Raw genomic sequence first — 26808 nt, 5'->3', positions numbered from 1 at the left:
GAGCGATGAACCGAGGACTCACGACAGCCGCCGCGGGCCTCGTCCTGGCCGGACCACGCCTGCTGGCCAGGAACACGCCCGCCGCGGTCGGCGCGGCCGCGGGAGCGGTGGCCGGAACGGCCCGGGCCGGCGTACGCACGGCCGACTTCGCGGCCCGGGCGACGAGGGCCGCCCGGGCAGCCCTCCCGGGAGCACCCCAGGACTGGCGAGCGGGCCACCGGGCCCATCTGGCGCTGCGCGCGGAGACGGACGCGGACGGAGAGCACGACGCGGACGGGGAGCACAAAGAAGCCATCCCCTCCTCTCCACCGCCGCGCTCCACCCGTACCGAACACCGCGCCCGCCGTCTCGTCACCGCCCTCGCCGAGCACCCCGACGTCGCTCTGGCCTACTGGGACCAGGGCCTCGGGCGGCTCGTCGTGACCGCGGCGGAGGGAGTGGCCACCGAGCGGGTCATGGAGCGGGTCTCGGTGCTTGCCGAGCGGTACGGGCTGGTGTCGGCAGGCCAGGATGTCGAGGAGCTCGCCCACCCCGGTGACCCCGGCTCCATCCGGACCGCCGGCATGGCGCTCGCCGCCGACGCCGTCGGAGTCGCCGCCGCGTTCACCGGGTCCGCGCTGCGGCTGCCGGCCTCGCCGCGGCCGGTGACGGCGGTGGCGACGTTGCTGCGGGAGAACCCTCGCTTCAGGGGCTGGCTGGGAGGGCGGCTCGGGACCGCGCGGATGGACGTGGCGCTGGCCGTCGTGAACGCCGCCGTGCACGGCGCAGGTCACAGCCCCACCTCCCTGCTGCTCGACGGAACGCTGCGCACCTGCCAGCTGGCGGAGGCGGTCGTACGGACGGCCACCTTCGAGGCCGTCCACGACGACCTGTGCGTCCCGGACCGGGACAGCGTGCCCGCGGACCTGGCCCTGCGTCCGCCGCCGCGCCCCTCGCCCGCCCAGGAGTACGCGGGCCACGCCTCGGCCGGCAGCATCGCCGGCGCCGTCGCCGCGCTGCTCGTCAAACACGATGTGACCGAGGCCGCCGAGGCGGTCCTCGCCGGTTCCCCGAAGGCCGCGCGTTACGGCCCCGCCGCCTTCCACGCCGTACTGAGCGCAACGCTGTCCCGCTCCGGCGTCCTGGTGCGCGACCCGGACCGGCTGCGGCAGCTGGAGACCGTCGGCACCGTCCTCCTGCACCCGAGCGCTCTGCGCACCCCGGGCGCGGGAGCAGACCCCTGGGCGGAGGCCGTGCTGGACGCGGCCCGGCGCGCCGGACTCCGCGTCGTCGTCGTGGACGACCCCGCGTTGGCCGACTTCACCGGCCTCGCGGACCAAGTCGTGGACGCCGAACGCCCGTTGAGGGACATCGTCGACCAACTCCGCGACGACGCCGATGGCGATGACGACGCCGAGGGTGGCGGTGGCGTTCTCACCATCGCCCGCCCCCAGGACGCCGACGTCGTCGCCGGACTCCTCCGCGGCGACGTGGCCGTCTCCCTCACCGACGGCGGCTGCGCGGTCGCCTGGGGCGCCGACGTCCTCGCCCCGCACGGACTGCCCGACGTCTGGCGGCTGTTGACCGCCGTCCCGGCGGCCCGCGGGGTCGGCCGCCGCTCCCAGACCCTGGCCCGCTCGGGCGCCGCCCTGTCCGGACTCCTCGTCGCCGTCGGTGAGTCGGGCCGCGGCCGACGCCGTACGGCACTCCCCGGCCTCCGGCACGCACCCGTCGACGCGGCCGCGGCCGCCGCCCTTTTCACCGGCACCCGCGCGGCCCTCCGCGTGGCCGGCGCGAGCCTCCCGCACCCGCGTCCCCGGGTGGCCTGGCACGCCCTGGACCCGGACGACGTACGCGACCGGCTGGAACGGGAGGCGCCGCCGGAGCCGACGCTCGTCGAGCAGACGACCGAACGGGTCCGCACCGCCGCCGACACCGTCGTACGACTGCCCGTGCTGGCCCCCGTCAGGTGGTCGGCGCAGCTCGCCCGGGCCGTGCGCGGGGAGCTGGACGACCCGCTGACCCCCGTCCTGGCGGTCGGCTCGGCCGCGTCCGCGATCCTCGGGTCCGCGATGGACGCCCTGCTGGTGGTCGGCGCCCTCGACCTGAACGCCCTCGTCGGCGGACTCCAGCGGCTGCGCGCCGAGCGGGCCCTGTCCGGGCTGCTCGCCCAGCAGAAGCAGAAGGCCCGGGTCACGGAGGAGGACGCGGAACCGCATGTCGTCGACGCCGCCAAGCTGAGCCCGGGGGACGTCATCGAGCTGACGCTGGACGACGTCGTGCCCGCCGACGCCCGCCTGCTGTGGGAGGACGGCCTTGAAGTGGACGAGTCCGCGCTGACCGGCGAGTCCCTCCCGGTCGACAAGTGCACCGACCCGAGCCCGCGCGCCCCCGTCGCCGAACGGCACTGCATGGTCTTCGAGGGGACGACCGTGGTGGCCGGACAGGCCCGCGCGGTCGTCGTGGACACCGGCAACCGCACCGAGGCCGCCCGCGCCGTCGCGCTCGCCGCCCGTACCCCGGCCGCCGCCGGAGTCCAGGCCCGGCTCCAGGAACTCACCCGCAAGGCACTGCCGTTGACGATGGCGGGCGGCGCCGCGGTCACCGGGCTCGCCCTGGTGCGCGGCACGCCCCTGCGGCAGGCGGTCAGCGGCGGGGTCGCGGTCGCGGTGGCCGCCGTACCGGAAGGGCTGCCGCTGGTGGCCACGGTCGCGCAGCTGGCGGCGGCCCGCCGGCTCAGCGCGCACGGCGTCCTGGTCCGCGCCCCGCGCACCCTGGAGGCCCTGGGCCGCATGGACACCATCTGCTTCGACAAGACCGGCACGCTCACCGAGAACCGGCTGCGCCTGGTCCGGGTCACCGACGCGGACGGCACGGTCCACACCCTCGACGAGCCCGACGCCGACGGCCCGCTGCGGATCGCGGCCCGTGCCTGCCCCCAGCTCGACGGCGATTCCGAGCAGCGCCCGGCCCACGCCACCGACGAGGCCGTCCTGGACGCGGCCGCCCCCGACGAGGAGTGGACCCAGCTCGAGGGTCTCCCCTTCGAGGCCGGCCGCGGTTACGCCGCCGCCGTCGGGCACCCGGGGGACGGTTCCCCGGTCCTGGTCCTCAAGGGCGCCCCCGAGACCGTCCTGCCCGCCTGCGCCGACCTGCCCGCCGAGGCCTCCGAACGCGCCCAGTCGCTGGCCCGGGACGGCCTGCGCGTCCTGGCGGTGGCCCGGCGCCCGCTCGACGGCGACGAGCAGGCCGTACTCGAAGAGCCCTTGCGCGACCTGGAGTTCGTGGGTCTGCTGGCCCTCGCCGACGTCGCCCGGGAGACCTCACCGGACCTGGTCCGCGGACTGCGTGAGGCGGGCGTACGGCCTGTCGTGCTGACCGGCGACCACCCGCAGACCGCTCACGCCATCGCCACCGACCTCGGCTGGCCCGAGGACGCCACGATCGTCACCGGCGACGAACTGGCCGCCGCCGACCGCTCGGCCCGCTCCCGGATGCTGCGCGACGCCGACGTCGTGGCCCGGGTCGCGCCCGAGCAGAAACTCCAGGTCGTCGAGGCCCTCAGGGACGCGGGCCGGGTCGTCGGCATGGTCGGCGACGGCGCCAACGACGCGGCCGCCATCCGCGCCGCCGACATCGGCGTCGGCATCAGTGCCCGCGGCTCGGCCGCCGCCCGCAACGCCGCCGACCTCGTCCTCACCGGCGACGACCTCACCGTTCTCATCGAGGCCGTCCGCGAGGGCCGCGCCCTGTGGCACAGCGTCGCCGACGCCATCGCCATCCTGATCGGCGGCAACGCGGGCGAGGTGGGCTTCGGCATCCTCGGCACGCTCCTGTCGGGCTCCGCGCCCCTGTTCACCCGTCAGATGCTCCTGGTGAACCTCTTCACCGACCTGTTCCCGGCGATGGCGGTGGCGGTGACGCCGACGGAGAAACCGACGGAGGACGAGCCCTCGGTCGACTCGATCCTGGGCACCGCTCTGACCCGACAGATCCGCGACCGCGCGATCACCACCTGCCTGGGCGCCACCGTGGCCTGGCTGATCGGCCGCTTCACCCCGGGCACGGCCCGCCGCTCGACGACGATGGCACTGTGCGCGGTGGTGGGCACGCAGCTGGCCCAGACCTGGGCGGACCGCCGGGAGAGTCCTTTGGTCCGCGTGACGTCATTGGGCTCGGCGGCGGTGTTGGTGGCCTTGGTGGAGACGCCAGGCGTGAGCCAGTTGTTCGGCTGCACACCGCTGGGGCCTTTGGCGTGGGCGGGGGTGGTGGCGGCGATCATGCTGGCTCTCGCAAGCCAGCGGTCTTTGCCTGTTCTGGAACGAACGCTGCTGAATCGACTGCGCTGAGTCGGCCCACTCAGGGGCGCGGGGCTGTGTCGACATGCGGCTCCGCCGCGGGGCGCGAGCAACCCCCACCGGCTCCCAGCCGCCGAACTACGCGCTGACCCCCGCCGCCTCGCGAACCTCAACCGACTCCAACCGCTCAGCCGTCCGTTCAGCGGAACGCCGTGCCCACGGCCCAGTGGTCACCGCCCCGAGAGCCAGCACCGCGCCCCCGCACCCGGCCAGAATCCACCACCCCGGCACAGCAGCGGACACGAACGTCTCCTTGTACGACGACGCCCCCACCCCCGAGGCCAGCACCGCCCCGATCACCGCAACTCCCAGCGTCTGCCCCAGCTGACGGCTCGTGGAGGCAACCGCGGCGGCAACCCCGGCCTGGGCGCGCGGCATCCCCGACACCGCCGTGTTCGTGATCGGCGCGTTCACCAATCCGAAGCCGATCCCGAACAGCACGTATCCGAGGAACAGCGTCCGATCCGAGGTCTCCGCGTCGAACGCGGCGAACAGCACCCCGCTCGCCGTCATCATGACCCCCGCGATCACGAGCGGCAGCCGCGGTCCCCGGCTCCCCACCAGCCGCCCGGCGAGGGGCGCGCACAGGAACATCGGCACCGCCATCGGCAGCATCCACAGGCCGGCGTGCAGCGCGTCCAGCCCGCGGACGTTCTGCAGATACAGCGTCGACAGGAACAGGAACCCGCCAAGACCCGCGAAGGCGCAGATCGCGATCACTGTGGCCCCGCTGAACGGCGCGGACCGGAAGAACCGCAGGTCGATGAGGGGCTCGTCACGCCGGGGCTCGTACCAGAGCAGTCCGGCCAGGGCGAGGACGGCCACGACGGCGAAGGGCAGGACGTAGGAGAACCCCGAGGCCGGCGCCTCGATGATCGCGTACGTCAGTGAGCCGAACAGCGCGATCACCAGGACCTGTCCGACCGGGTCGGGGCGGCGGGCCTTGGGCGCCCGGGACTCGGGGACGTACCGCAGGGTGAGCAGCAGGGCCGCGAGGCCGACCGGCAGGTTGACCCAGAAGATCGAGCGCCAGCCGACCGAGTCCACGAGCGCGCCGCCGACCAGCGGTCCCGCGGCCATGGAGATGCCGACGACCGCGCCCCACACCCCGATCGCCCGGGCGCGCTCGCGCGGGTCCGTGAAGGTGTTGGTGATGATCGACATCGCGACCGGGTTGAGCATCGAACCGCCGACCGCCTGCACCATGCGGAAGGCGATCAACGCCTCCAGGTTCGGCGCGGCGGAACACAGCGCGGAGCCGATCGTGAACACGATCAGACCCGCCATGAAGACGCGCTTGCGGCCGATCCGGTCGCCCGTGGAGCCGGCCAGCATCAGGAGCGAGGCGAGGACGAGGGTGTACGCGTCGATCGTCCACTGGAGGCCCGCCGTGCTCGCGTCCAGGCCTCGCTGCATGGCGGGCAGGGCGACGTTGAGGGCGGTGGTGTCGAGACTCACGATCAGCAGGCTCATACAGCAGATCGCGAGTACCAGCATGCGTCGGCGGTGGCTGAGCTCAGGCATGCCGGCCATCGTACGCCGATTTCGATAGTGCGTCTAACTAATGGTTCATGCATGATCAATGCCGGGGCACCCCGGGCCGTGCGTGACAATGGGGGAATGTCCACGACCGCGCTCACCGAGAACACGCCCCTGCGGATCGGTCCGCACACCGTGCAGCCGCCTGTCGTCCTGGCTCCGATGGCCGGGATCACCAACGCGCCCTTCCGCACCTTGTGCAGGGAGTTCAGCGGGGGCAAGGGGCTGTTCGTCAGCGAGATGATCACGACCCGGGCGCTCGTCGAGCGCAACGAGAAGACCATGCAGCTGATCCATTTCGACGAGAGCGAGAAGCCTCGTTCGATCCAGCTGTACGGCGTCGACCCGGCCACCGTCGGCAAGGCCGTCCGCATGATCGCGGAGGAGGATCTCGCCGATCACATCGACCTGAACTTCGGGTGCCCGGTGCCGAAGGTGACGCGGAAGGGGGGCGGGTCCGCGCTGCCGTACAAGCGTCCTCTGCTCCGGGCGATCCTGCGCGAGGCCGTGAGCGGGGCGGGGGATCTGCCGGTCACGATGAAGATGCGCAAGGGGATCGACGACGATCACATGACGTATCTGGACGCCGGGCGGATCGCGGTCGAGGAGGGGGTCACCTCCATCGCGCTGCACGGTCGTACCGCCGCCCAGCACTACGGCGGCACGGCGGACTGGGACGCGATCGCCCGCCTGAAGGAACATGTGCCGGAGATTCCCGTGCTCGGCAACGGGGACATCTGGTCGGCGTCGGACGCGTTGCGGATGGTGGCGTCCACCGGCTGCGACGGGGTGGTCGTCGGGCGGGGGTGTCTGGGGCGGCCGTGGCTGTTCGCGGACCTGGTGGCGGCGTTCGAGGGGCGTACGGAAGACATCGCCCGGCCTTCTTTGCGCGAGGTGGCCGATGTCATGGTCCGGCACGCCACGCTGCTGGGGGAGTGGATCGGCGACGAGTCCCGCGGGGTCATCGACTTCCGTAAGCACGTGGCCTGGTACCTGAAGGGCTTCGCGGTCGGCAGCGAGATGCGCAAGCGGCTCGCGATCACGTCGTCGTTGGCGGAACTCCGGTCGGGGCTGGACGAGTTGGAGCTGGACCAGCCCTGGCCGACGGGCGCCGACGGGCCGCGTGGCCGCACGTCCGGCAACAACCGGGTGGTCCTCCCGGACGGCTGGCTGAAGGACCCGTACGACTGCGCGGGGGTCGGGGAGGACGCGGAGCTGGACACGTCGGGGGGCTGACCGGTCGGGTGCGGGTGCGGGTCCGGTGGGTGGGTCGGGGCAACGGCCCGTCCTGGCGCGGGTGACTGCAGCTCCACAGGGGCGCGGGGAACTGCGCGACCAGCCCTCACTCACCCGCAGCCGCCCGACAACCCGACCCGGCGCCCCCGTAGGCGCCCCGCCCAAGCCCAGCGCAGCGTCACCCCTTCGAGGGGTGCCGAGTCGAGCCGTACGCCGTCAGGAAGCGGTCTCGGAAGGAGCTCATCTTCCAGACCGGGGCGTTGTGCGCCGGCTTCAGGCCGTCCGTCCAGTTCCAGGACGCGATCTTGTCGAGAACCTTCGGGTCCTTGGCGACGATCGAGATCGGCACGTCACGGCTGGCGTTCTCCCCGCTGACCCGGGCGATCGGCTGGTGGTCGCCGAGGAAGACGAGGACCGTGTCGTCGCTGCCGTAGCGCTCCAGCCACTGGGTCAGTGAAGTGACCGAGTACGAGATGGACTTGCCGTACTCCTGCTTGGAGCGGGTGGAGTCGGCGATGATCTCGGACGGCTTGGTGCCCGCCTTCTGGATGCCCTTGAAGATCGAGCCGTCGCCCAGGTCGTCCCAGTCGACCATCTTCGGGATGGGCGCCCAGGGCTGGTGGCTGGAGGTCAGGATGATCTCGGACATCAGCGGTTTGTCGCGCTTCTTGCCGTGGACCTGGCGCTGGTAGGCCTCCAGGGCGTACTGGTCGGGCATCGTCGACCAGCTGAACTTGGGTCCCTGGTAGCCGAGTTGGAAGGCGTTGTAGACCTTGTCGAGGTCGTAGTACTTCTGCTCGGGCCAGCCCTTCTGGATGCCCGGCATCACCCCGACCGTGTCCCAGGCGCCGGTCTTCTTGAAGGCCTTGGTGAGGCTGAGATGGTCGCTGGCCATGACCGTGCGGTAGCGCTGCTGGTTGTCGATCCAGAGGCCGGAGAGGGTCGTCGAGTGGCCCAGCCAGCTGCTGCCGCCGTACGTCGCCGAGGTCAGCCAGCCGCTCTTCGCGTGGAAGCCGGCCTTCGCGAGGGCCGCGGTGCTGGTGTCGAGGGTCTTGTCCACGCCGGGCGCGATGGCCGGGTCCTCGACGGCGCTGCGGCCGTAGCTCTCGATGAAGGTGAAGATCATGTCCTTGCCGCGCAGGTCGGGCACCAGCTGGGAGCCGGGTGTGTTCCCGAAGGCGTCGACCTTGGCCACCTTCTGGAACTCCGCCTCGTCCCGCATGGTGTACAGCACCCGCTTGGCCTGGGTGGTGGCGAGCGCGGCGGTGTGTTCGGAGGCCAGCGGAGTGCCGAAGATCTGCAGACCGAGCGCGGCGCAGGTGACCCAGACGGTGGCCGCGAGGAGGGTGCCCCGGGTGGCGGTCTGCCGGTCCAGGACCAGCAGACCGCTCAGCCGGACCATCGCCAGCGCCATGACGGCCAGCAGCAGAAGGACCAGGACCACCGCGCCGACCGCGGCACCGACCGCCACTCCCTTGCCCATCGAGTCCGCGACGTACGACTGCGCGTCGTCGAGCAACTCCCAGTCGAGGACGACATTGAAAGGCCGCCCGAGGTAGTCGTTGAATCCCATGTCGAGCAGGTTCAGGATCGTCATCACGCCGAGCCCCACCCCGGACACCACGGCCACCACCAGCCGCGGCCGACGCGGCAGCGCCAGCGCCACGGCCGCCCCAAGGATCGCCTCCGCCGGAAGCCGCACGAACGCCCGCAGGTGCAGATAGGCGACCTTGTTCGGCAGGAGCAGGGCGCCCAGGACGAGCAGGGCGGCGAGGATGTTGAGGGTCCAGCGCGTGTTGCGTACGGCGGTGGGGTGCGCGTCCCGCCAGTGGACCAGACGCGCGCGCAGGGACGGCTTCTCGGCCGGCGTACCGTCCGCACCCGTCGCCTCGGCCTCGGGTGACGTGCTCTCTGCAAGGGTCTCGGACACCCGAGGGTCCTTCCGTACGGGTCCTGGTAGGAGGCGGATCCGATATGGGGTCTCGGATCCGCCACATTCCCGTACGTCCCGCTTCCGGCAGCAGTTCACCGATGCGGGCAAACACCGGGCAAACGCGTGGTCAACGGTCAGGTGAGGGCCTTTCCCACGGCCTCACCCGCGGAGCACTACGCGCCCCCCACCGCCGTCAGCAGCGCGAGCGGCGCCGCAGCGGACCGCGCCTCCCGCACACACGCGTGCGGGTACGGCACCGGCTCCCCATGGGTCTCCCGCCCGTACCCCGCCAGAACCTCCGGCAAGCGGTGCCCGGCGGACGTCGCCGCGTCCACCAGCCCGTGCGCCACCGCCCGGGCCTCGTCGTGCAGCCCGTACCGGGCCAGCCCCAGCGTGATCAGCGCGTTGTCGTGCGGCCACACCGAGCCCCGGTGATACGAGAGCGGGTGATACGCCGCCTGCCCGGCCGCCAGGGTCCGCACCCCCCACCCGGAGAAGAAGTCCCGCTCCAGCAACCGCCGCCCCACCAGCTCTCCGTACTCCTTGTCGAGCAGCCCCGACCACAGCAGATGCCCGGCGTCGGAGGCCAGCGCGTCGACCTGCCGGCCCTCGCCGTCCAGCGCGAGTGCGGGGAAGGCACGGTCCGGCATCCAGAAGTCCCGCTGGAAGCGATCGCGTAGATCCGCCGCGGCCTGTTCGAGGAGTGCCGCGTAGGTCTCGTCCTTCCACACCGTGCGCGCGACCCACGCGGTCCGGCGCAGCGCGTCGTACGCGTAGCCCTGGGCGCCCGCGGCCATCACCGGTCCGCTCGCCCGTGCTCCGTCGGCGCCGCAGATCGCTCCGGGGGAGTCCTTCCAGTTCTGGTTGGCGAGTCCGCCCTGGTCGGCGCGGTAGACGAGGTAACCGCGCGAGGTGAGTCCGCCGTGGTCGAGCATCCAGCCGATCGCCGCACGGGCGTGGGGCTCCAGGCGCCGGGCGAGCGGGAGGTCCCCGGTGTGTTCCACGTATGCGCCGAGCAGGATGAGGAACAGGGGGGTGGCATCGACCGAGCCGTAGTAGCTGCCGTACGGCACCTGTCCGAAGTGGGCCAGTTCTCCGTGCCGCACCTCGTGCACGATCTTGCCGGGCTGGGCCACGGAGGCCGCGCCGGTCTCGGTCGCCTGGGTCGCGGCGAGCGCGGGGAGCGTCGCGGCGGCCAGCTGGGGGCGGTAGGGGAGGGCGAAGAGCGAGGTGAGGAGGGCGTCCCGGCCCAGCAGGGTCAGGAACCAGGGGGCTCCGGCGGCCGGGACGCGCAGTTCCTCGCCGTCGGGGCCGGTCGCCGGTACCTGGAGCGAGGCGAGGTCGGCGAGACCGCGGGCGCAGGCGGCGGCGAGCTCCGGCCAGCCGGTCGGGAAGGCGATGCCCTCCACGAACTCGCCTTCCAGTGCGAGGAGTTGGTCGTTCAGCGCGGCCGGAGAGCTCGGTACCCGCCGGGCCCGCTTGTCGCCGTGCGGGCGGGCCATCACCCGCAGTGTCAGTTCGGCCGTGCCGTGCGGCTCCAGGTCCAGCGTCCAGACCAGGCGCCTGGCTCCGGTGCCCGTCTCCTCGACGCCATCCGGGGCGGGGTCGGCCGTCACCGTCGTACAGGAACGCCATTCGGCGCGCTGGTAGGTGAACTCCACGCCGTCGTCGAGGATTTCGCGGCGCCGGATCGCGCCGGTCTTCGTGTAGGTGCGGTAGTCGGAGCGGAGTTCGAACTGGTCGGTGAAGTCGGCGTCCGCGGTGACCGCGAGGCGGACCGTCGTCGGCACCGGGCGGTTGCTGGTGACCCGGAGGGATTCGACGAACGAGCCGTCCCCCACTGCCTGTTCGCGGAAGAGTGTGCAGGCGGGCGGCTCCTGGCGGCCGCCGCGCGGGACGAGGACACAGCGCGCGGTGTCGCCGTCGGCCACCGGCGACAGGGCCTCCGGTACCGCGCCGTCGACCGTGAGCTGCCAGCGGCTCAGGTGCCGGGCGTCGCGTACGAACAGCCCGTCCGGGGAGCTGCCGCCGCCCCGGACGCCGCTGATGTCCCCGCCGTCACCCACGGCAGCGAACGTCCCGCCGTGCACAAGCAGATGATGCCGGTCCGTCATCGCCGGATCCCTCCCTTGAGTCCCATGTCCGCCGTGACTGTGGTGTCGCTGTGCAGCAGGTCGAGCGCGAGCGCGGCGGTCCAGCTGAAGCCGGTCGCTCCGCAGGACTCTCCGGTGTACGGGTCGACGTACTCCGCGAAGTCGGTGGTCGCGGCGAGTTCGAGGGCCGACTCCCGCAGTGCGTCGGCCCGTCGGTGCTCGTCGTGGGTGCGCAGCCCGCGCTCCAGCAGCCAGGCGGTGTTGAACCAGGCCGGGCCGCGCCAGTAGCGGTGCGGATCGAAGGCCTCGCCGAGGAGGTCGTAGCTGGGGAGGAGGCGGGTGCTGGTGCCGAGGCCGAAGTGGGGGCCGGAGGCGGTCCGCACGACCGCCGTGACGATGTCCCGCGGGAGGCCGGGGAGCAGCAGGGGGAGCAGGCCGGAGACTCCACGCTCGGGGATCAGGGCGCCGCGCCTGTCCTGGGCGGACCCTCGCAGATCCCGGCACAGGAACATCCCGCTCGCCGGATCCCACAGCCGGTCCACCAGCGCCGCCGTCAGCCGCTCCGCGCGCGCGTGCCGGGCAGTGCCGGGCGCCCCCAGTTCGTCGGCGATCCGGGCGAGGGCGTGTTCGGAGGCGATGAGCAGGGCGTTGAAGGCGGGGTCCTCGACGGCGAACTCTCCGCCGCCGTCGGCGTATCCGGCGTCCCGGTAGTCCGTCGCCAGCCGCACGTACCGTCCGTAGTCCAGATCCGTCGGCCGGTCCTCGGCGGCTCCGTGGTCGAGGTCGGCGCGGCGGAAGGAGCGGGCCGGGGCCGGTGTGACGCGGGAGAGCGGGAGGTCCCAGGCGGGGCTGTTGTCCATACCCTGTTCCCAGGGGTGCACGACGGACGCGAGGCCGCCTCCGCCCAGGTCGCGGCGGTGCAGGAGGTAGCGGTGCCAGGCGGCCAGGCGTGGGTACATCCTCGCGAGGAAGCCGCGCGCACGGGACAGACCGGGGTCGGCGCGGTGGACCAGCCACACCGCCAGGGCATGGACCGGTGGCTGCACGATGCCGGACGTCTGTACGGTGCGCGGGGCGCCCGCGGCGCGCCCCGCGGTCGAGGAGCGCCAGAAGTCGGGGCTCGGGAAGTACGCGTCGAGCGGTACGGAGGGGTTGAAGACGATGTGCGGGACGCGCCCGTCGCCCCACTGGGCCGCCAGCAGCGTCTCCAGCTCCGTCTGGGCCCGCAGCGGGGAGAGGTGGCGCAGGCCGATCGCGATGAACGCGGAGTCCCAGGACCACTGGTGCGGGTACAGACCGCGCGAGGGCACCGTGGAGGCGCCGGTCCAGTTGCTCTCCAGCACCCTCGCCGCCCTGACGTGCAGGGAATGTGACGAGCCCGGCGGATCGTATGCGATCGAGCGCGCCGCGGAAGGGGTGATGAGCTGGGCAGTGCGATCCACTCGGGGCTCCCCGAAGACGTGTGACCGACCGGTTCGGTCAGGGCTACCGTAGGGTTACGTCTATTTAACACGCAAAACTCAGAATGTAATGCAGAGTTGAGAAACACAAGGGGGTGCGCATGACCGGACGGAGTCAGACCGGCGCCGGAGATCTGCTCGAACTGGTCCGCAGCGGGCGAGCCGTCACGCGCGGGGCGCTCCAGCAGGCCACCGGACTGTCCCGGGCGACCGTCGGCCAGCGCCTCGACCGGCTCTTCCGCGCGGGCTGGCTGCGCGAGGGCGCCGGGGGCCCCGTCGACTCCCCGCTGGGCGGCCGCCCCTCCATCACCCTGGAGTTCGACGACGCCCATGCCGTCGTCCTCGCCGCCGACCTGGAGACCCGGCACGCGCGCGCGTGCGTGCTGTCCCTCGCCGGCGAGATCCTCGCCGAGCACAGCGGCACCCTGGTGATCGAGGACGGACCGGACGCCGTGCTCGGCGAGCTGGGCCGCTGGTTCGCCGAGCTGCTGGAGAAGGCCGGGCACCGGGCCGAGGAGGTCTGCGGGATCGGGCTCGCCGTGCCGGGCCCGGTCGACCTGGAGAGCGGCCGGGTGGTCCAGCCGCCGATCATGCCCGGCTGGGACGGCTACGACATAAGAGGCCGCCTGTCCGGAGCCTTCACCGAGCACACCGGGACCGGTCCGGTCCCCGTGCTCGTCGACAACGACGCCAACCTCATGGCGTACGGCGAACAGCGCACGGCCTACCCCGACTGCTCGGCGTTCGTGCTGGTCAAGGTCTCGACGGGCATCGGCGCCGGAGTCGTGGTCGACGGTTCGGTCTACCGGGGCATCGACGGCGGCGCGGGCGACCTCGGCCATATCCGGGTCCCCGCGGGCGCGGAGGCGCTGTGCCGGTGCGGTTCCTACGGCTGTCTCGCCGCCGTCGCGAGCGGTGGTGCCGTGGCGCGGCGGCTGGCGGCGACCGGGGTGCCGGCGGCCTCGGGCTCGGATGTGCGCGACCTGCTCGCGTCCGGGCATCCGGAGGCGGCGGCGCTCGCGCGCGAGGCGGGGCGGCAGGTCGGGGACGTTCTCGCGACCGTCGTGACCCTGCTGAACCCCGGAGTTCTGATGATCGCCGGAGATCTGGCCGGCACTCCCTTCCTCACGGGCGTCCGGGAGCTGCTGTATCAGCGGGCGCTGCCCCGCTCCACCGCCCGGCTGGAGGTCGTGACCTCGCGGCTGGGGGAGCGGGCCGGGCTGATCGGGGCGGGTGCGCTGGTCGTGGAGCATCTGTACGCGCCCGAGCGGATCGAGGAGAGGTTGCTGGCCATGGGCGTATGACGTCCGTGTTTCCGCCTCTGCTTCCGTCCGAATGCGCGTCCGCATGGTGAAATCCGGCACCCTGTGGCAGCGTGATTCTCGCCACCCTTGAGAAGGGTGCCGCTCGGATGAGCGGATCTTGGGCGACTGCACTTCTCCAAGGGGTGGCACTCAGTGCCACCCCTTGATCGTTCATCGATCGAAATCAGGCGTGCGAATAGGCGCTCGAATGAGCGGTTAGGAGGGCCTGTGGGGATTGCCGCGTTCAAGAAGTGAAAACATCCGCCGCTTGTCGCTTGCCAAGCTTTGACTTTCGATCCGCTGGCGGACGACTGGTTACGGGCGTATGACGCCCGAGTAGACGTACCCAGACGCCTTCGATCTGGGTATGTTCCTCGCCGTCAGGGCAGCCACCGCGTCCTCGAGGGAGTCGAGACCCGTGTCGGAAAACAAAGAACCCCACGTAGCGAAGTTCGTCTACGACTTCACCGAGGGAAACAAGGACCTCAAGGACCTCCTGGGTGGCAAGGGCGCGAACCTCGCCGAGATGACCAACCTGGGACTCCCCGTTCCCCCCGGCTTCACCATCACGACGGAAGCCTGCAAGGTCTACCTGGACAGCGGCGAGGAGCCCGCGGCACTGCGTGACGAGGTGAGTGCGCACCTCGATGCGCTGGAGCAGCGCATGGGCAAGAAGCTCGGCCAGGCCGACGACCCGCTGCTCGTCTCGGTCCGCTCCGGCGCGAAGTTCTCGATGCCGGGAATGATGGACACGGTCCTGAACATCGGTCTCTCCGACAAGTCGGTCCAGGGGCTCGCCAAGCAGGCCGGCGACGACCGTTTCGCCTGGGACTCCTACCGACGGCTCATCCAGATGTTCGGCAAGACCGTCCTCGGCGTCGACGGCGACCTCTTCGAGGAGGCCCTCGAGAAGGCCAAGGAGGCCAAGAAGGTCACGGTCGACACCGACCTGGAGGCCGCCGACCTCAAGAAGCTCGTCACCGCCTTCAAGAAGATCGTCAAGAAGGAGGCGGGCCGGGACTTCCCGCAGGACCCGCGCGAGCAGATGGACCTCGCCATCCACGCGGTCTTCGACTCCTGGAACACCGACCGCGCCAAGCTCTACCGCCGCCAGGAGCGCATCCCCGGCGACCTGGGCACCGCGGTCAACGTCTGCTCGATGGTCTTCGGCAACCTCGGCCCGGACTCCGGCACCGGCGTCGCGTTCACCCGTGACCCCGCCTCCGGCCACCAGGGCGTCTACGGCGACTACCTCCAGAACGCCCAGGGCGAGGACGTCGTCGCGGGCATCCGCAACACCGTCCCGCTCGCGGAGCTGGAGCAGATCGACAAGAAGTCGTACGACCAGCTGATGCAGATCATGGAGACGCTGGAGAACCACTACAAGGACCTCTGCGACATCGAGTTCACCATCGAGCGCGGTCAGCTGTGGATGCTCCAGACCCGGGTCGGCAAGCGCACGGCGGGTGCGGCCTTCCGGATCGCGACCCAGCTGGTGGACCAGGGCCTGATCGACGAGGCGGAGGCGCTGCAGCGCGTCACCGGCGCCCAGCTCGCCCAGCTGATGTTCCCGCGCTTCGACGAGAACACCAAGGTCGCGCAGGTCGGCCGGGGCATCGCGGCCTCGCCGGGCGCGGCCGTCGGCAAGGCGGTCTTCGACTCGTACACCGCGGTGAAGTGGTCGCGCTCGGGCGAGAAGGTCATCCTGGTCCGCCGGGAGACGAACCCCGACGACCTCGACGGCATGATCGCGGCCGAGGGCATCCTGACCTCGCGCGGCGGCAAGACCTCCCACGCGGCCGTGGTCGCGCGCGGCATGGGCAAGACCTGTGTCTGTGGCGCGGAGGAGCTGGAGGTCGACACCAAGCGGCGCCGGATGACGGTTCCGGGCGGACACGTCGTCGAGGAAGGCGACCTGATCTCCATCGACGGCTCGTCGGGCAAGGTCTACCTGGGCGAGGTCCCGGTCGTGCCGTCGCCGGTCGTCGAGTACTTCGAGGGCCGGATGCACGCGGGCGCCAACGACGCCGACGAGCTGGTCGAGGCCGTGCACCGGATCATGGCGTTCGCGGACCGCAAGCGGCGCCTGCGAGTGCGGGCCAACGCGGACAACGCCGAGGACGCGATGCGCGCCCGTCGCTTCGGTGCCCAGGGCATCGGCCTCTGCCGTACCGAGCACATGTTCCTCGGTGACCGCCGCGAACTGGTCGAGCGGCTGATCCTGGCCGACACGGAGACCGAGCGCGAGGAGTCGCTGAAGGCGCTGCTCCCGCTGCAGAAGCAGGACTTCGTGGAGCTGTTCTCGGCGATGGACGGGCTGCCGGTGACGGTACGGCTGCTGGACCCGCCGCTGCACGAGTTCCTGCCCGACATCACCGAACTGTCGGTCCGCGTGGCGTTGGCGGAGTCCCGTCAGGAGCCGCACGAGAACGAACTGCGGCTGCTCCAGGCCGTGCACCGGCTGCACGAGCAGAACCCGATGCTGGGCCTGCGTGGAGTGCGCCTCGGCCTGGTCATCCCCGGCCTGTTCACCATGCAGGTCCGCGCGATCGCGGAGGCGGCGGCGGAACGCAAGAACGCCAAGGGCGACCCGCGCGCGGAGATCATGATCCCGCTGGTGGGCACGGTCCAGGAGCTGGAGATCGTCCGCGAGGAGGCCGACCAGGTCGTCGCGGAGGTCGAGGCGGCGACGGGTGTGGAGCTGAAGCTGTCGATCGGCACGATGATCGAACTCCCGCGCGCCGCGCTGACCGCCGGTCAGATCGCGGAGGCCGCGGAGTTCTTCTCCTTCGGCACCAACGACCTCACCCAGACGGTGTGGGGCTTCAGCCGGGACGACGTGGAGGCGAGCTTCTTCACGGCCTACCTGGAGAAGGGCATCTTCGGTGTCTCCCCGTTCGAGACGATCGACAAGGACGGCGTGGGCTCCCTGGTGAAGCTGGCCGCCGAGGCGGGCCGCAAGACCCGCCCCGACCTCAAGCTCGGCGTCTGCGGTGAGCACGGCGGCGACCCGGAGTCGGTCCACTTCTTCCACGAGGTGGGTCTGGACTACGTCTCCTGCTCCCCGTTCCGCATCCCGGTGGCCCGCCTGGAGGCGGGGCGCGCGGCGATCACGGCGAACGGCAGCGGCCACCGGTAGGCCCCGGCCGGGCCACTGGACCCCGGATCCGCCGCCCGTCCCCGACCCTCATCCGATGGGCGGCGGCTCCGGATCACGAAGAGAGGGCGGCACCCTTGTGCGGGGGTGCCGCCCTCTCTCTTCGCGTGGCGTGCGATTCATATGGCGCGCAAGGCGGTCTCCAGGACCTCGTGGACGGTCCTCGCGGGGTGGCCGACGGTGGCTTCCAGGGTGGGGTCGGTGGTGTTGAACTCGCCGTTGCGGGACGCGGCGAACATCGTCAGGGCGAACTCCGCCACCGGCCGTGGCATCCCGCCGGCGACCGCCGCGGACGTCCACTCGTCGTCGTCCATGACGACTCGGGTGACGGTCCGGGCCGTGAGGTCGCCGAGGATGCCGGCGACATCGGCGAAGTCCAGCGTGCGGGGCGCTGTCAGCGATGGCGTGATTCCTTCGAGTACGCCGTCCTCGGCCAGGGCGACGGCCGCGGCTTCCGCCAGATCCTCGTGGGCCGTCCAGGACACCGGACCGTCCTGAGGCACGGCGAGTGTGCCGGTCTTGAGCGCCATGGCGAGGTACGGGCTCAGGGCGGAGGCGTAGAACCCGTTACGAAGAGCGGTGTAGGGGACTCCTTGCCGCTCCAGATGCTCCTCGGTGGCCGCGTGGACGCGCTGCGGCGGGAAGAGCGACGTGGGGGAGGCGGCCTGGTGGCTGGTGTACAGGATGTGCCGGGCGCCCGCTTCCCGTGCCGCGTCGACGGCGGCGCAGTTGGCGGTCAGCGCGCCGCCGCCGCGAATGGCCGCGGAGACGACCAGGAGCCGCTCGGCGCCCTCGAAGGCGTGCTTCAGCCCGCCGGGCTCGGTGAAGTCTCCCGCCCGGACCCGGACGCCGCGCTCGGCGAGATGGGCTGCCTTGCCCACGTCGCGGACGCTGACGCCGATCCGGTGGGCCGGTATCCGCTCCAGCAGGCGGTCGACGATCAGTGATCCGAGGTGGCCGGTGGCTCCCGTCACGATCAGCATGCGTGTCTCCAGTCCATGATGTTTCCAGCGGAATAAAAATAACGGTATCACTGATAATTCCGCTGGCTCCGTCGATTGCGGGTCCGGCGATACCATCGTCGACGCCCTGCTGGATGCCGCCGCGGAGCATGTCTTCGCCGAGCACGTGGCCCCTCGGACGACCCGGTGGAAGACCTCCGCGCCGGATGGCACACGCAGATCGACTTCGGTCCGGCGAACCCGTACGCCTACGGCCTGTTGCTCGACCCGGCTCGTGCGCGCAAGGGTGGCACCGTCGGCTCCGGTCTCGGCGAGGTCGCGCGGTTGTCCTTGCCGGTGTCCTCGGCGGTCGCCGCCTCGTCGTGGGCCACGCAGTCCGCGGGCGGTTGGTCGCAGCCGATGCCGTCGCCGTCCCGGTCGAGATCGGTGCCGTGGTGCACGTCTTGCCCGGCCGTGTAGGCCGCGCTGCAGTTCCCCGTGACGCGAACGTGACGTGACCGGAAGGTAGCCCTCCGCAAGGACTCCTCCAGGGTTCGCGACCGCCTCAGCGAACCCGCTCCTGCCGCGCCTCGGTCGCCTCACGGAACTCGGCCAGCGCGGCCCGTCGGCGGCGCAGGTCCTCGATGTCCGTGTCGAGACGTTCCAGGTGTACGGCCATCGTGCGCAGCACCTCCGGGCAGGGCTCGATCCCCGGCCCGGCGCCGGTGGCGCACGGCAGCATCTCGCGGATGGCGTCGGTGGTCAGTCCCGCCGCCAGCATGCCCCGGATGCGGGCGACGACGTACGGGGCGTCGGGTGCGTAGACGCGGTAGCCGCTGGTGTCACGGTCGGGGCACAGCAGGCCCTGCTCCTCGTAGTACCGCAGCAGTCGGTGGGCGACTCCGGTCTGCCGTGACAGCTCGCCTATCAGCACTGACTCTCCTCACTACGCCGGGGACTTGACCCTCACACCGATGTGATGGGTCAACGTACGGGGCATGCGCGATTCATTCCCCGCCCTCCCTTCCTCCGCCCTCCCTTCCCTCGCCACCACCGTCACCGGCACCGGCCCGGGGCTGCTGCTGGCCCATGGCGCCACCGGCAGCATCGAAGGCAACTTCGCGCCGGTGCTGCCCGCCCTCGCCGCCGCCCACACCGTTGTCGCCCCGGACTATCCCGGCTCGGGCGAAACCCCGGTCGCCGACGTCCCGCTGGACCTCGACGCGCTCGCGGACTCGGTCGTCGACGCCGCCGTACGGCACGGCGTCGAGCGGTTTGCGGTGCTCGGGTTCTCGCTCGGCACGCTGGTGGCGGTGCGTGCCGCCGTACGGCATCCCGAGCGGGTGACGGCGCTCGTGCTGACCGCCGGATTCGCCCGGCCCGACGACCACCTGCTCGGCCTGATCCCCGGTTGGCGGGCCGAGGAGCCTCCCGCACTCCAGCCGCACCTCGACATGGTCCACTCCCTCGACATCACCGCCGACCTGGCCGGGGTCACCGTCCCGACGCTCGTCGTCGCGACGACCGCCGACAGTCTGGTCCTGCCCGAGGGATCCCGCGCCCTGGCCGCCGGGATCCGGGGTGCGCGGTACGCGGAGATCGACAGCGACCACGTGGTCATGGTCGAGCGGCCAAAGGAGTGGCTGAAGCCGGTGCTCGGCTTTCTGGACTCGCTCTCGCAGGGCGGTGAGGGGGAGTGAAGCTCCAGGTCGTCCTTCCGAACGAGACCGCGGGCGCCGACCCGCGCCAACTCGCCGACCTGGCACGACAGGCCGAGGACCTCGGCTACGACACCGCATGGCTTCCCGATCACCTCCTGCCGCCCGGCGAGTACGGCCCCGTGTACGGCGGGGTCCTCGAACCGCTGGTGACGCTGGGGTGGCTGGCCGCCGCGACCGGCCGGATCAGGCTGGGCACCTCCGTGCTCGTCCTGCCCCTGCGCAGTCCTTTCGTGGTGGCCAAACAGGTCGCGACCCTTCACGCGCTGTCCGGTGGGCGGATCACCCTGGGGGTCGGAATCGGTTGGGACGAGCGGGAGTTCACCGCCCTCGGCGCCGACTTCGGCAGCCGGGCGGCCCGCACGGACGAGGCGATCGCGCTGCTCCGGCACCTGTTCGAGGTCGGCCGGGGTCCCTTCGAGGGGCGCTGGTACGGCTTCGAGGCGGGCGTCTTCGAGCCGCGCCCCGTGGGTCCGGTACCGGTCATGACCGGCGGTGTCACCGACGCAGCCCTGCGCCGGGCGGCCCGCTGTGCCGACGTCTGGCAGGGCGTGGGTCTGGACCCGAAGGCATTCGGTGAACGCCTGGCCTACCTACGGGCCCACATGTGCGACCGCACGGTCTCTCCCGGCACCCGCCTCGACTGGTCCGCCCCGAACCGCACGCCCGGCGAGGCCGCTCGCATCGCCGAGGCCTTCCGGGGCGCCGGAGCGGAGCACTTGGCGGTGCACTTCGGCGCCCCGGACGGATACGCCCACCGCATGGCCGCCTTCGCCCGAGCGGCCCGTCCCTGATGGGGTCGGGGTCACCTCATCGGCTCAACTGTCATCGGCCACCCCGTCGTTGTCCCGGTCCAGGTGGGAGGCGTGCCCCGGAACGCCTCGGTGGATCGGGGCGGCACCGGCGGCGCGGGCCTCGGTGCGCGCGAGAGCGGGTAGGACGTACCGCTACCGGCTCACTTGGGAGCGGGCCGAGAGGCGGACGGCGGAGCCGGTGGCTCCTCCCTGCCGATGCCCCCTACGCCCGCACCACCGGCGTCTCCCTGCGTCGCTCGCTTGCCCGGCCCGGAAACTGTCCGCCCGCCGGCGGCCCCTGTGCCGACGGCAGCCGGACCACCGCGTCCAGTCCGCCGGTCGCTGCCGCGCGCAGGCTCGCCTCGCCGCCGCTCGCGTGTGCCAGCCGCTGGACCAGGGCGAGTCCCAGACCGGTGCCGCCCTTGGGGGCGCCCGGTGCGCGCCAGAACCGGTCGAAGGCGCGGGCGCGCTCGTCGGCCGTCATGCCGCGACCCTCGTCGGTGACGTGCAGGTCCACCCAGCCGGGGCGGAGGGCGCGGCGGGACGGGGCGTACGGACGCAGTTCCACGGTCACCGTGCTGCCGGCCGGTGAGGCGCGCAGGGCGTTGGAGAGCAGGTTGTCCAGGATCTGCTCCACGGCGCCCGGGAGCGCGAGGACCGGACCCCCGCTGCCCGCGAACAGAACCAGCGAGACGCCCTGCCGGCCGTAGAGCGGCAGCCAGGTGCGGTGCCGCTCCGCGCAGACCTCGCCGACGTCCACCAGACCCCGCGTCGCCGCGTGTTCCTCCAGCCGGGCCATCGCGAGCAGCCCCTCCACCATCCGGGCCAGCCGGTCGGTCTCCGTCACGGCCGCGGTCAGGCTGCCCCGGCCGCGCGCGGACACGCTCGGCTCCAGGTTCTCCAGCCGCAGCCGCAGCGCGGCCAGCGGCGTCTTGAGCTGGTGCGAGGCCTCGCCCGCGAAGGCGCGCTGAGCGTCCAGAAGATGGGCGAGCCGGGCCGCCGTACGGTTGAACGCGGCGGCCAGACTGCGGACTTCGGGCGGGCCTTTGGTCACCGCCACCGGCGTCGCGCGGCCCCCGTCCGCCAACTCGTGTGTGGCCCGCTCCAGTTCACGGATGGGGCGGCCGGTCCAGCGGGCGATGCCGAAACCCACCAGGACGACGGCCGTGAGGACACCGAGCCCGCCGAGGGCGAGCAGCAGCCACACGTGGTGGACGCGCTCGTGCACCATCCGGGTGGGGACCGTCAGCCACACGGCACCCTGAGCGCCGTGGCCCATGGGTGCGGCGACCGACAGGTACTCGACCCCGCCGATCGTGGAGGTGCGCGCGTCCGCCGTCGACGCGCCCCGCAGGGCCGCCACGATGCCCGGTCGGGAGGCCAGCGCGGCGGACGCCCCCTCGGACAGCGGGTGCGAGGAGGCCAGCAGAGCGCCCGTCCCGTCCACGACGACCACCTTCCCGCCGATGCGCGCGGCACAGTGGACCACCCGCTGGGGCAGGTCCCGCTCGGCGCGACCCGTCTCCAGCGCCAGCGCCGCGTACGCGGAGACCGACTCGGCCTCGTCCCGCGCGGCGCCCACCACCCGCTCCCGCTCGCCGCGTGAATACACGAACCCCAGCGGGATCTCCAGGCAGAGCAGCACCAGAACGGCCAGAGTGAGATAGCTGAGCAGGATCCGGCGCGTCATGCCGGCCCGGCCGGTCCGGTGTGCACCGCCAGCCGGAAGCCGACCCCGCGCAGTGTCTGGATCCAGGCCGGATGTCCCAACTTCCTTCGCAGCGAGGCGACATGGACGTCCAGCGTCTTCGTCGGACCTTCGTAGAACGGGTCCCAGACCCGGTCCAGGATCTGCTGCCGGGAGTAGACCGCGCCCGGGTCCTCGGTGAGCAGCGCGAGCAGGTCGAACTCCTTCGGCGTGAGCGGTACTTGGGCCTCGCCGACCCAGACCTGCCGGGTACGGCGGTCCACGGCGAGCGGACCGGGTTCGGGCGCGGGCGCCGCCGCGGGCGGCGGGACGGCGGCCTCCTGCGTGCGCCGCGTCCGCCGGGTCACGGCCCGCACCCGGGCCACCAACTCCCGTACGCTGAACGGCTTCGGGAGATAGTCGTCGGCGCCCAGTTCCAGGCCCAGTACCCGGTCGGCCTCCTCCCCGCGCGCACTGAGGATGACGATCGGGACGTCGGAGACCTCACGGATGCCCCGGCAGACGTCGATGCCGTCCATGTCCGGCAGCCCCAGGTCCAGGAGCACGACATCGCCGTACGGCCCTCTCAGTCCCTCGGTGCCGGTGGTCACGTGATCGACCGTCAGGCCGAAGTGCCCGAGGCCCTCGGCCAGGGGTTCGGCGATCGTCTCGTCGTCCTCGATGAGCAGCACGCGCAGGCCCATACGTCTTATCTCTCCCACCCGAATTCATATTTTCCACCCTGTGCCCGACACGCTACAAGAAGCAGGCGCGTACCGGGAGTCGGGAAAAAGAATGTCCTGCTCCTGGCCGCACTCTGGCCCGCTTTTAACCTTCCTCTGTACATCGCCCCTCTACGGTGATGCGCACTGGTCGAACTCCCAGCTCAGGAGGCTGCTTTGAAGGCATTGCTGGATCGTGCGCGCTCGTTCAGGCGACGCGTGGATTTCGAGAGCGGCGAATACCGGAAACTGGCCGAGGGGCAATACCCGGAGGCGCTCTTCATTACCTGCTCGGACTCACGGGTCATCCCCGCGCTCATCACCGGAGCCCGGCCCGGTGAGATATTCGAGCTGCGCAATGCGGGCAATATCGTGCCGTCGTACGGACAACACGCGGCCGGTGGTGAGGCCGCCACCATCGAGTACGCACTGGAGGTGCTCGGGGTTCAGGACGTGGTCGTGTGCGGTCACTCACACTGCGGGGCGATGGGGGCGCTGCGCTCCGGCGACGACCTGACCGCGCTGCCCGGGGTGGACGCGTGGCTGGGCCTGGCCCGCCCGTCCCTGGCCTCCGTGCTCACCGGCGCCCCCGACGATCTCGAGCTCTCCGACGTCGTCCAGCGCAACGTCGTCAACCAGCTGGCCGCGCTGCGGAGTTACCCCGTGGTGCGGCAGCGGCTCGACACCGACCGGCTGCGGTTGCACGGCTGGTACTACGAGGTCGACACCGGCCAGGTGCACGAGCTCGACGAGGACGGCCGCTTCCGGGTGCACGCCGGATGAGCGGGGCACATGCGCGGGGGCGGGGGGACAGGGCCGCGCCGAAAGGCCGTAGGGAAACGAGCAGTTCGGGGCAACCGGCCGACTCGCGGGAGCCGAGGAGCCCCCAGACATCCGGGGGCCCACAGGCACCCCAGGGCTCACAGGCACCCCAGGGTCCACCGGCACCCAAGGGCCCGAAGGGTGACCTCGGCACCGAGATCACCGCCTCCCTCGTCGTGTTCCTCGTCGCCCTGCCGCTCTGCATCGGGGTGGCCGTCGCCTCCGGGGTCCCGGCCGAACTGGGCATCATCTCCGGGGTGATCGGCGGACTCGTGGTCGGCGCGGTCCGCGGCAGCACCCTGCAGGTCAGCGGTCCCGCCGCGGGGCTCGCCGCGCTGGTGGCGGAGACGGTCGCCGAGCACGGGGTGGCCATGCTCGGGGTGATCGTCCTGTGCTCGGGAATCCTCCAGGTCGTGCTCGGTGTCGTACGGCTCGGGCGGATGTTCCAGGCCATCTCGATCGCCGTCGTGCAGGGCATGCTCGCCGGGATCGGGCTGCCGCTGATGTTCAGCCAGGCCTATCCGATGGCCGACGACAAGGCGCCCGGCACGCCGATCGAGAACATGGCCGGGATCCCCGGGCTGCTCGCGAACGTCCTGACCGACCGGCAGGCGATGACCGCGCTGCTGCTCGGCATCGTCACCGTCGTCCTGAGCTTCGTGTGGAAGAAGGCGCCGGGGCCGGTCAGGAAGGTCCCGGCCGCGCTGGTCGCGGTGGGTATCGGGATCGCGGTCGCCGCGCTGCCCGGGGTCGAGGTGAAGACCCTCCAGGTCGGCAACCTGCTCGCGGCCGTACAGGTGCCGGGCGCCGAGCAGTTCGCGGGTCTCGCCGACGCGGCGATCATCACGTCGATCCTCACCTTCACGGTCATCGCCTCGGCGGAGAGCCTGTTCACGGCGGCGGCCGTGGACCGTATGCACAGCGGTCCGCGCACCCGCTACAACACCGAACTCGTGGCCCAGGGCGCCGGGAACACGGTGGCCGGCATCCTCGGCGCGCTGCCGATCACGGCCGTGGTCGCCCGCAGTTCGGCGAACGTCCAGGCGGGCGCGAAGACCCGGCTCTCCCGCACCCTGCACGGTCTATGGCTGCTGGCCTTCGCGCTGCTGCTCCCGCAGGTCCTCGCGCTGATCCCGATCTCCGTGCTGGCCGGGGTCCTGGTGCACAGTGGCTGGAAGCTGCTCGCGCCGGAGGAGTTCCCGAAGATGTGGCGCCAGGACCGGGGCGAGTTCGTGGTCATGACCGTCACCACGCTCGTCATCGTGGCGACCGCGCTGCTGGAGGGTGTGCTCGTGGGGCTCGCGGCCGGCATCGTGCTGGCCGCCCTGCGCATGTCGCAGACCGTGATCCGGCACCACATAGAGGACGACACCGCGAAGATCGTCATGGCCGGCAACGCGACCTTCCTGCGCCTGCCGAAGGTCATCGAGGCCCTGGAGTCCGCAGCCGCCTCCGGCAAGCCCCGCATCCGCCTCGACCTCACCGGCGTGACCCACCTGGACCACGCCTGCCGCAGCCAGGTGGAGGAGTTCACGGCCCAGCAGCGGGGGAGGGGGCTGCGGGTGGAACTGCTGATGCCAGGGCCGGGGGTGGTCGCGGCGGCCTCGGCGGCCACGACCTCGCCGCCCGACGCACGGACCGTCGGGACGGCGTCTGGGAGCGCTGGGATGGTGGGTGCGGGGGTGACGTCCGCGGGTGCGGGTGCTGGGGCGGCGTCCGCGGGTGCCGGGGCGCAGGGTGCCGGGGTGAGCGCGGTCGACGCCGGGGCACCGGGCGAGTGGGCCTTCGGGGGCAGGACCGTCGCCGAGCCGGCCCTCGGCGACCAGGTCTCCGACACGGCCGTCGGCGGCGAGGGGCACGCATTCGATACGGGGGCCGCCCGACCCGGAGCCGCCGCCTCCTGGCCTGACATTTCCGACGCCCACGACTTCTCCGCAGCCGGGGCTGACGAGGCGCCGGGCACCCGGCCCGACGGCTTCCGCACCCCGGCCTCCTCCGCAGCCGAGACGTTCGTGGGTGAGCCGGGACCCGGGGTCGAATGGTTCTACCTGGACACCAGGCCCGTACCGGAGGATTACGCGCCGCGCTCTCCGCTCATAGGCTGAGCCCCACCCCGTCGGCGGAGGGAGCTCGGTCATGTCCGGCTGGAACGAGAAGGCCATCCCCGATCAGAGCGGACGCGTGGCCGTCGTCACCGGGGCCAACAGCGGGATCGGGTACGTCACCGCGCGGGAGCTGGCCCGTAGGGGTGCCCGCGTGCTGCTCGCCTGCCGCAGCGAGGCGCGCGGTGCCGGGGCCGGGGAGCGGCTGGTCGCCGAAGTACCGGGCGCGGCGGTGCAGTTCGCCCGCCTGGATCTCGGAGACCTGTCCTCCGTACGGGAGTTCGCGGCGGCGTACCCCTACGACCGCCTCGACCTGCTGATCAACAACGCGGGCGTGATGGCGCTGCCGTACGGCACCACGGCGGACGGCTTCGAAACGCAGTTCGGCACGAACCACCTGGGCCACTTCGCGCTGACCGGCCTGCTGCTGCCCACGCTTCTCGAGACACCCGCCGCGCGCGTCGTGACCGTCTCCAGCACGGCGCACGCGCTGGCCAACATCGACATCGACGACCTCAACAGCGAGCGCCGCTACCGTCGTTGGGTCGCCTACGCCCGCTCCAAGACCGCCAACCTCCTCTTCGTCCACGAACTGGCCCGCAGGCTGGCGGCCCACGGCTCGGACGTGGTCGCGGCGGCGGCGCACCCCGGCTACGCGGCCACCAACCTCCAGACGGCGGGCCCGAAGATGGCGGGCCGCAGGGCGGCGGAACGCTTCATGCGGGTCGGCAACCGTTTCTTCGCCCAGTCCGCCGACGCCGGCGCCCTCCCGACCCTCTACGCGGCCACCGCCCCCGACGTACCGCCCGACTCCTTCACCGGCCCGTCCCTGGCAGGGTGGCGCGGTTCCCCGGCCCCCTCCTGGCGGGCCCCCTGGACCCGCGACGACCGGGCCGCCTCACTCCTCTGGGCCGCCTCGGAGGAGCTTACGGAGGTGACGTACGACGCCCTGAAGGTCTGAGC

Annotated in this window: 18 protein-coding genes and 1 pseudogene; 9 read left to right on the top strand and 10 right to left on the bottom strand. The window is 72.0% G+C overall.

Features of this window, described 5'->3' with window-relative positions:
* Positions 1 to 5 precede the first annotated feature (5 nt).
* Positions 6 to 4328, top strand: a complete 4323-nt coding sequence (locus tag RNB18_RS26265; RefSeq protein ID WP_311716582.1) for a cation-translocating P-type ATPase — start codon at positions 6 to 8, stop codon at positions 4326 to 4328.
* Positions 4329 to 4415: 87 nt separating this feature from the next.
* Here the strand turns inward: RNB18_RS26265 and RNB18_RS26260 are convergent, their stop codons facing one another.
* On the bottom strand, positions 4416 to 5861 hold the full coding sequence (locus RNB18_RS26260; RefSeq protein WP_311716581.1) for an MFS transporter: 1446 nt from the start codon (positions 5859 to 5861) through the stop codon (positions 4416 to 4418).
* A gap of 96 nt (positions 5862 to 5957) precedes the next feature.
* Between RNB18_RS26260 and dusB the strand changes: the two genes are divergently transcribed.
* Entirely contained in the window at positions 5958 to 7112 is a 1155-nt protein-coding gene (dusB, locus tag RNB18_RS26255; RefSeq protein WP_311716580.1) for a tRNA dihydrouridine synthase DusB, read from the top strand.
* 178 nt (positions 7113 to 7290) lie between these two features.
* On the opposite strand, the gene RNB18_RS26250 is transcribed toward dusB, so the two are convergent.
* The 3 genes from RNB18_RS26250 to RNB18_RS26240 form a co-directional block, all read right to left on the bottom strand.
* Complete coding sequence (locus RNB18_RS26250; protein WP_311716579.1) at positions 7291 to 9042, bottom strand: alkaline phosphatase family protein; 1752 nt, start codon at positions 9040 to 9042, stop codon at positions 7291 to 7293.
* Positions 9043 to 9218: 176 nt separating this feature from the next.
* The gene (locus RNB18_RS26245; protein WP_311716578.1) at positions 9219 to 11159 is read right to left on the bottom strand and encodes an amylo-alpha-1,6-glucosidase; all 1941 of its coding nucleotides are present in this window, start codon (positions 11157 to 11159) and stop codon (positions 9219 to 9221) included.
* On the bottom strand, positions 11156 to 12580 hold the full coding sequence (locus tag RNB18_RS26240; RefSeq protein WP_311716577.1) for an MGH1-like glycoside hydrolase domain-containing protein: 1425 nt from the start codon (positions 12578 to 12580) through the stop codon (positions 11156 to 11158). The genes RNB18_RS26245 and RNB18_RS26240 overlap by 4 nt, the downstream gene beginning before the upstream one ends.
* 119 nt (positions 12581 to 12699) lie before the next feature.
* Between RNB18_RS26240 and RNB18_RS26235 the strand changes: the two genes are divergently transcribed.
* Entirely contained in the window at positions 12700 to 13902 is a 1203-nt protein-coding gene (locus RNB18_RS26235) for an ROK family transcriptional regulator (protein ID WP_311716576.1), read from the top strand.
* Positions 13903 to 14320: 418 nt separating this feature from the next.
* On the top strand, positions 14321 to 17041 hold the full coding sequence (ppdK, locus tag RNB18_RS26230) for a pyruvate, phosphate dikinase (RefSeq protein WP_311716575.1): 2721 nt from the start codon (positions 14321 to 14323) through the stop codon (positions 17039 to 17041).
* 137 nt (positions 17042 to 17178) lie between these two features.
* On the opposite strand, the gene RNB18_RS26225 is transcribed toward ppdK, so the two are convergent.
* The 3 genes from RNB18_RS26225 to RNB18_RS26215 form a co-directional block, all read right to left on the bottom strand.
* Positions 17179 to 18042, bottom strand: a complete 864-nt coding sequence (locus RNB18_RS26225) for an NAD(P)H-binding protein (protein WP_311716574.1) — start codon at positions 18040 to 18042, stop codon at positions 17179 to 17181.
* 227 nt (positions 18043 to 18269) lie between these two features.
* Entirely contained in the window at positions 18270 to 18461 is a 192-nt protein-coding gene (locus RNB18_RS26220; RefSeq protein WP_311716573.1) for a hypothetical protein, read from the bottom strand.
* 104 nt (positions 18462 to 18565) lie between these two features.
* Positions 18566 to 18934: a MerR family transcriptional regulator gene (locus RNB18_RS26215; protein ID WP_311716572.1), complete on the bottom strand. Its 369-nt coding sequence runs from the start codon at positions 18932 to 18934 to the stop codon at positions 18566 to 18568.
* A 64-nt stretch (positions 18935 to 18998) separates the two neighbouring features.
* Between RNB18_RS26215 and RNB18_RS26210 the strand changes: the two genes are divergently transcribed.
* Complete coding sequence (locus RNB18_RS26210) at positions 18999 to 19700, top strand: alpha/beta fold hydrolase (RefSeq protein ID WP_311716571.1); 702 nt, start codon at positions 18999 to 19001, stop codon at positions 19698 to 19700.
* Positions 19697 to 20512, top strand: coding sequence for a TIGR03619 family F420-dependent LLM class oxidoreductase (locus tag RNB18_RS26205; protein WP_311716570.1), 816 nt, complete (start codon positions 19697 to 19699; stop codon positions 20510 to 20512). The genes RNB18_RS26210 and RNB18_RS26205 overlap by 4 nt, the downstream gene beginning before the upstream one ends.
* A 24-nt stretch (positions 20513 to 20536) precedes the next feature.
* On the opposite strand, the pseudogene RNB18_RS26200 reads toward RNB18_RS26205, so the two are convergent.
* The 3 genes and pseudogenes from RNB18_RS26200 to RNB18_RS26190 all read right to left on the bottom strand — a co-directional run.
* Positions 20537 to 20632: pseudogene (locus RNB18_RS26200) on the bottom strand (excalibur calcium-binding domain-containing protein); the annotation flags it as partial.
* Positions 20633 to 20735: 103 nt separating this feature from the next.
* Positions 20736 to 22202, bottom strand: a complete 1467-nt coding sequence (locus RNB18_RS26195) for a sensor histidine kinase (protein ID WP_311716569.1) — start codon at positions 22200 to 22202, stop codon at positions 20736 to 20738.
* Positions 22199 to 22903: a response regulator transcription factor gene (locus RNB18_RS26190; protein ID WP_311716568.1), complete on the bottom strand. Its 705-nt coding sequence runs from the start codon at positions 22901 to 22903 to the stop codon at positions 22199 to 22201. Before RNB18_RS26190 ends, RNB18_RS26195 begins: the two co-directional genes overlap by 4 nt.
* A 195-nt stretch (positions 22904 to 23098) precedes the next feature.
* Between RNB18_RS26190 and RNB18_RS26185 the strand changes: the two genes are divergently transcribed.
* From RNB18_RS26185 to RNB18_RS26175, 3 genes are read left to right on the top strand one after another with little or no spacing between them, the layout of a single operon-like run.
* Positions 23099 to 23704: a carbonic anhydrase gene (locus RNB18_RS26185; RefSeq protein ID WP_311716567.1), complete on the top strand. Its 606-nt coding sequence runs from the start codon at positions 23099 to 23101 to the stop codon at positions 23702 to 23704.
* Positions 23701 to 25848, top strand: coding sequence for a SulP family inorganic anion transporter (locus RNB18_RS26180; protein ID WP_311716566.1), 2148 nt, complete (start codon positions 23701 to 23703; stop codon positions 25846 to 25848). Before RNB18_RS26185 ends, RNB18_RS26180 begins: the two co-directional genes overlap by 4 nt.
* 31 nt (positions 25849 to 25879) lie before the next feature.
* A complete protein-coding gene (locus RNB18_RS26175; RefSeq protein WP_311716565.1) occupies positions 25880 to 26806 on the top strand; it encodes an oxidoreductase in 927 nt (308 codons plus the stop codon).
* Positions 26807 to 26808: the final 2 nt, after the last annotated feature.

The organism is Streptomyces doebereineriae (genome assembly GCF_031845645.1).
GTDB classification, from domain to species: Bacteria; Actinomycetota; Actinomycetes; order Streptomycetales; family Streptomycetaceae; genus Streptomyces; species Streptomyces canus.
This window is presented reverse-complemented; position numbering and strand designations above follow the sequence as displayed.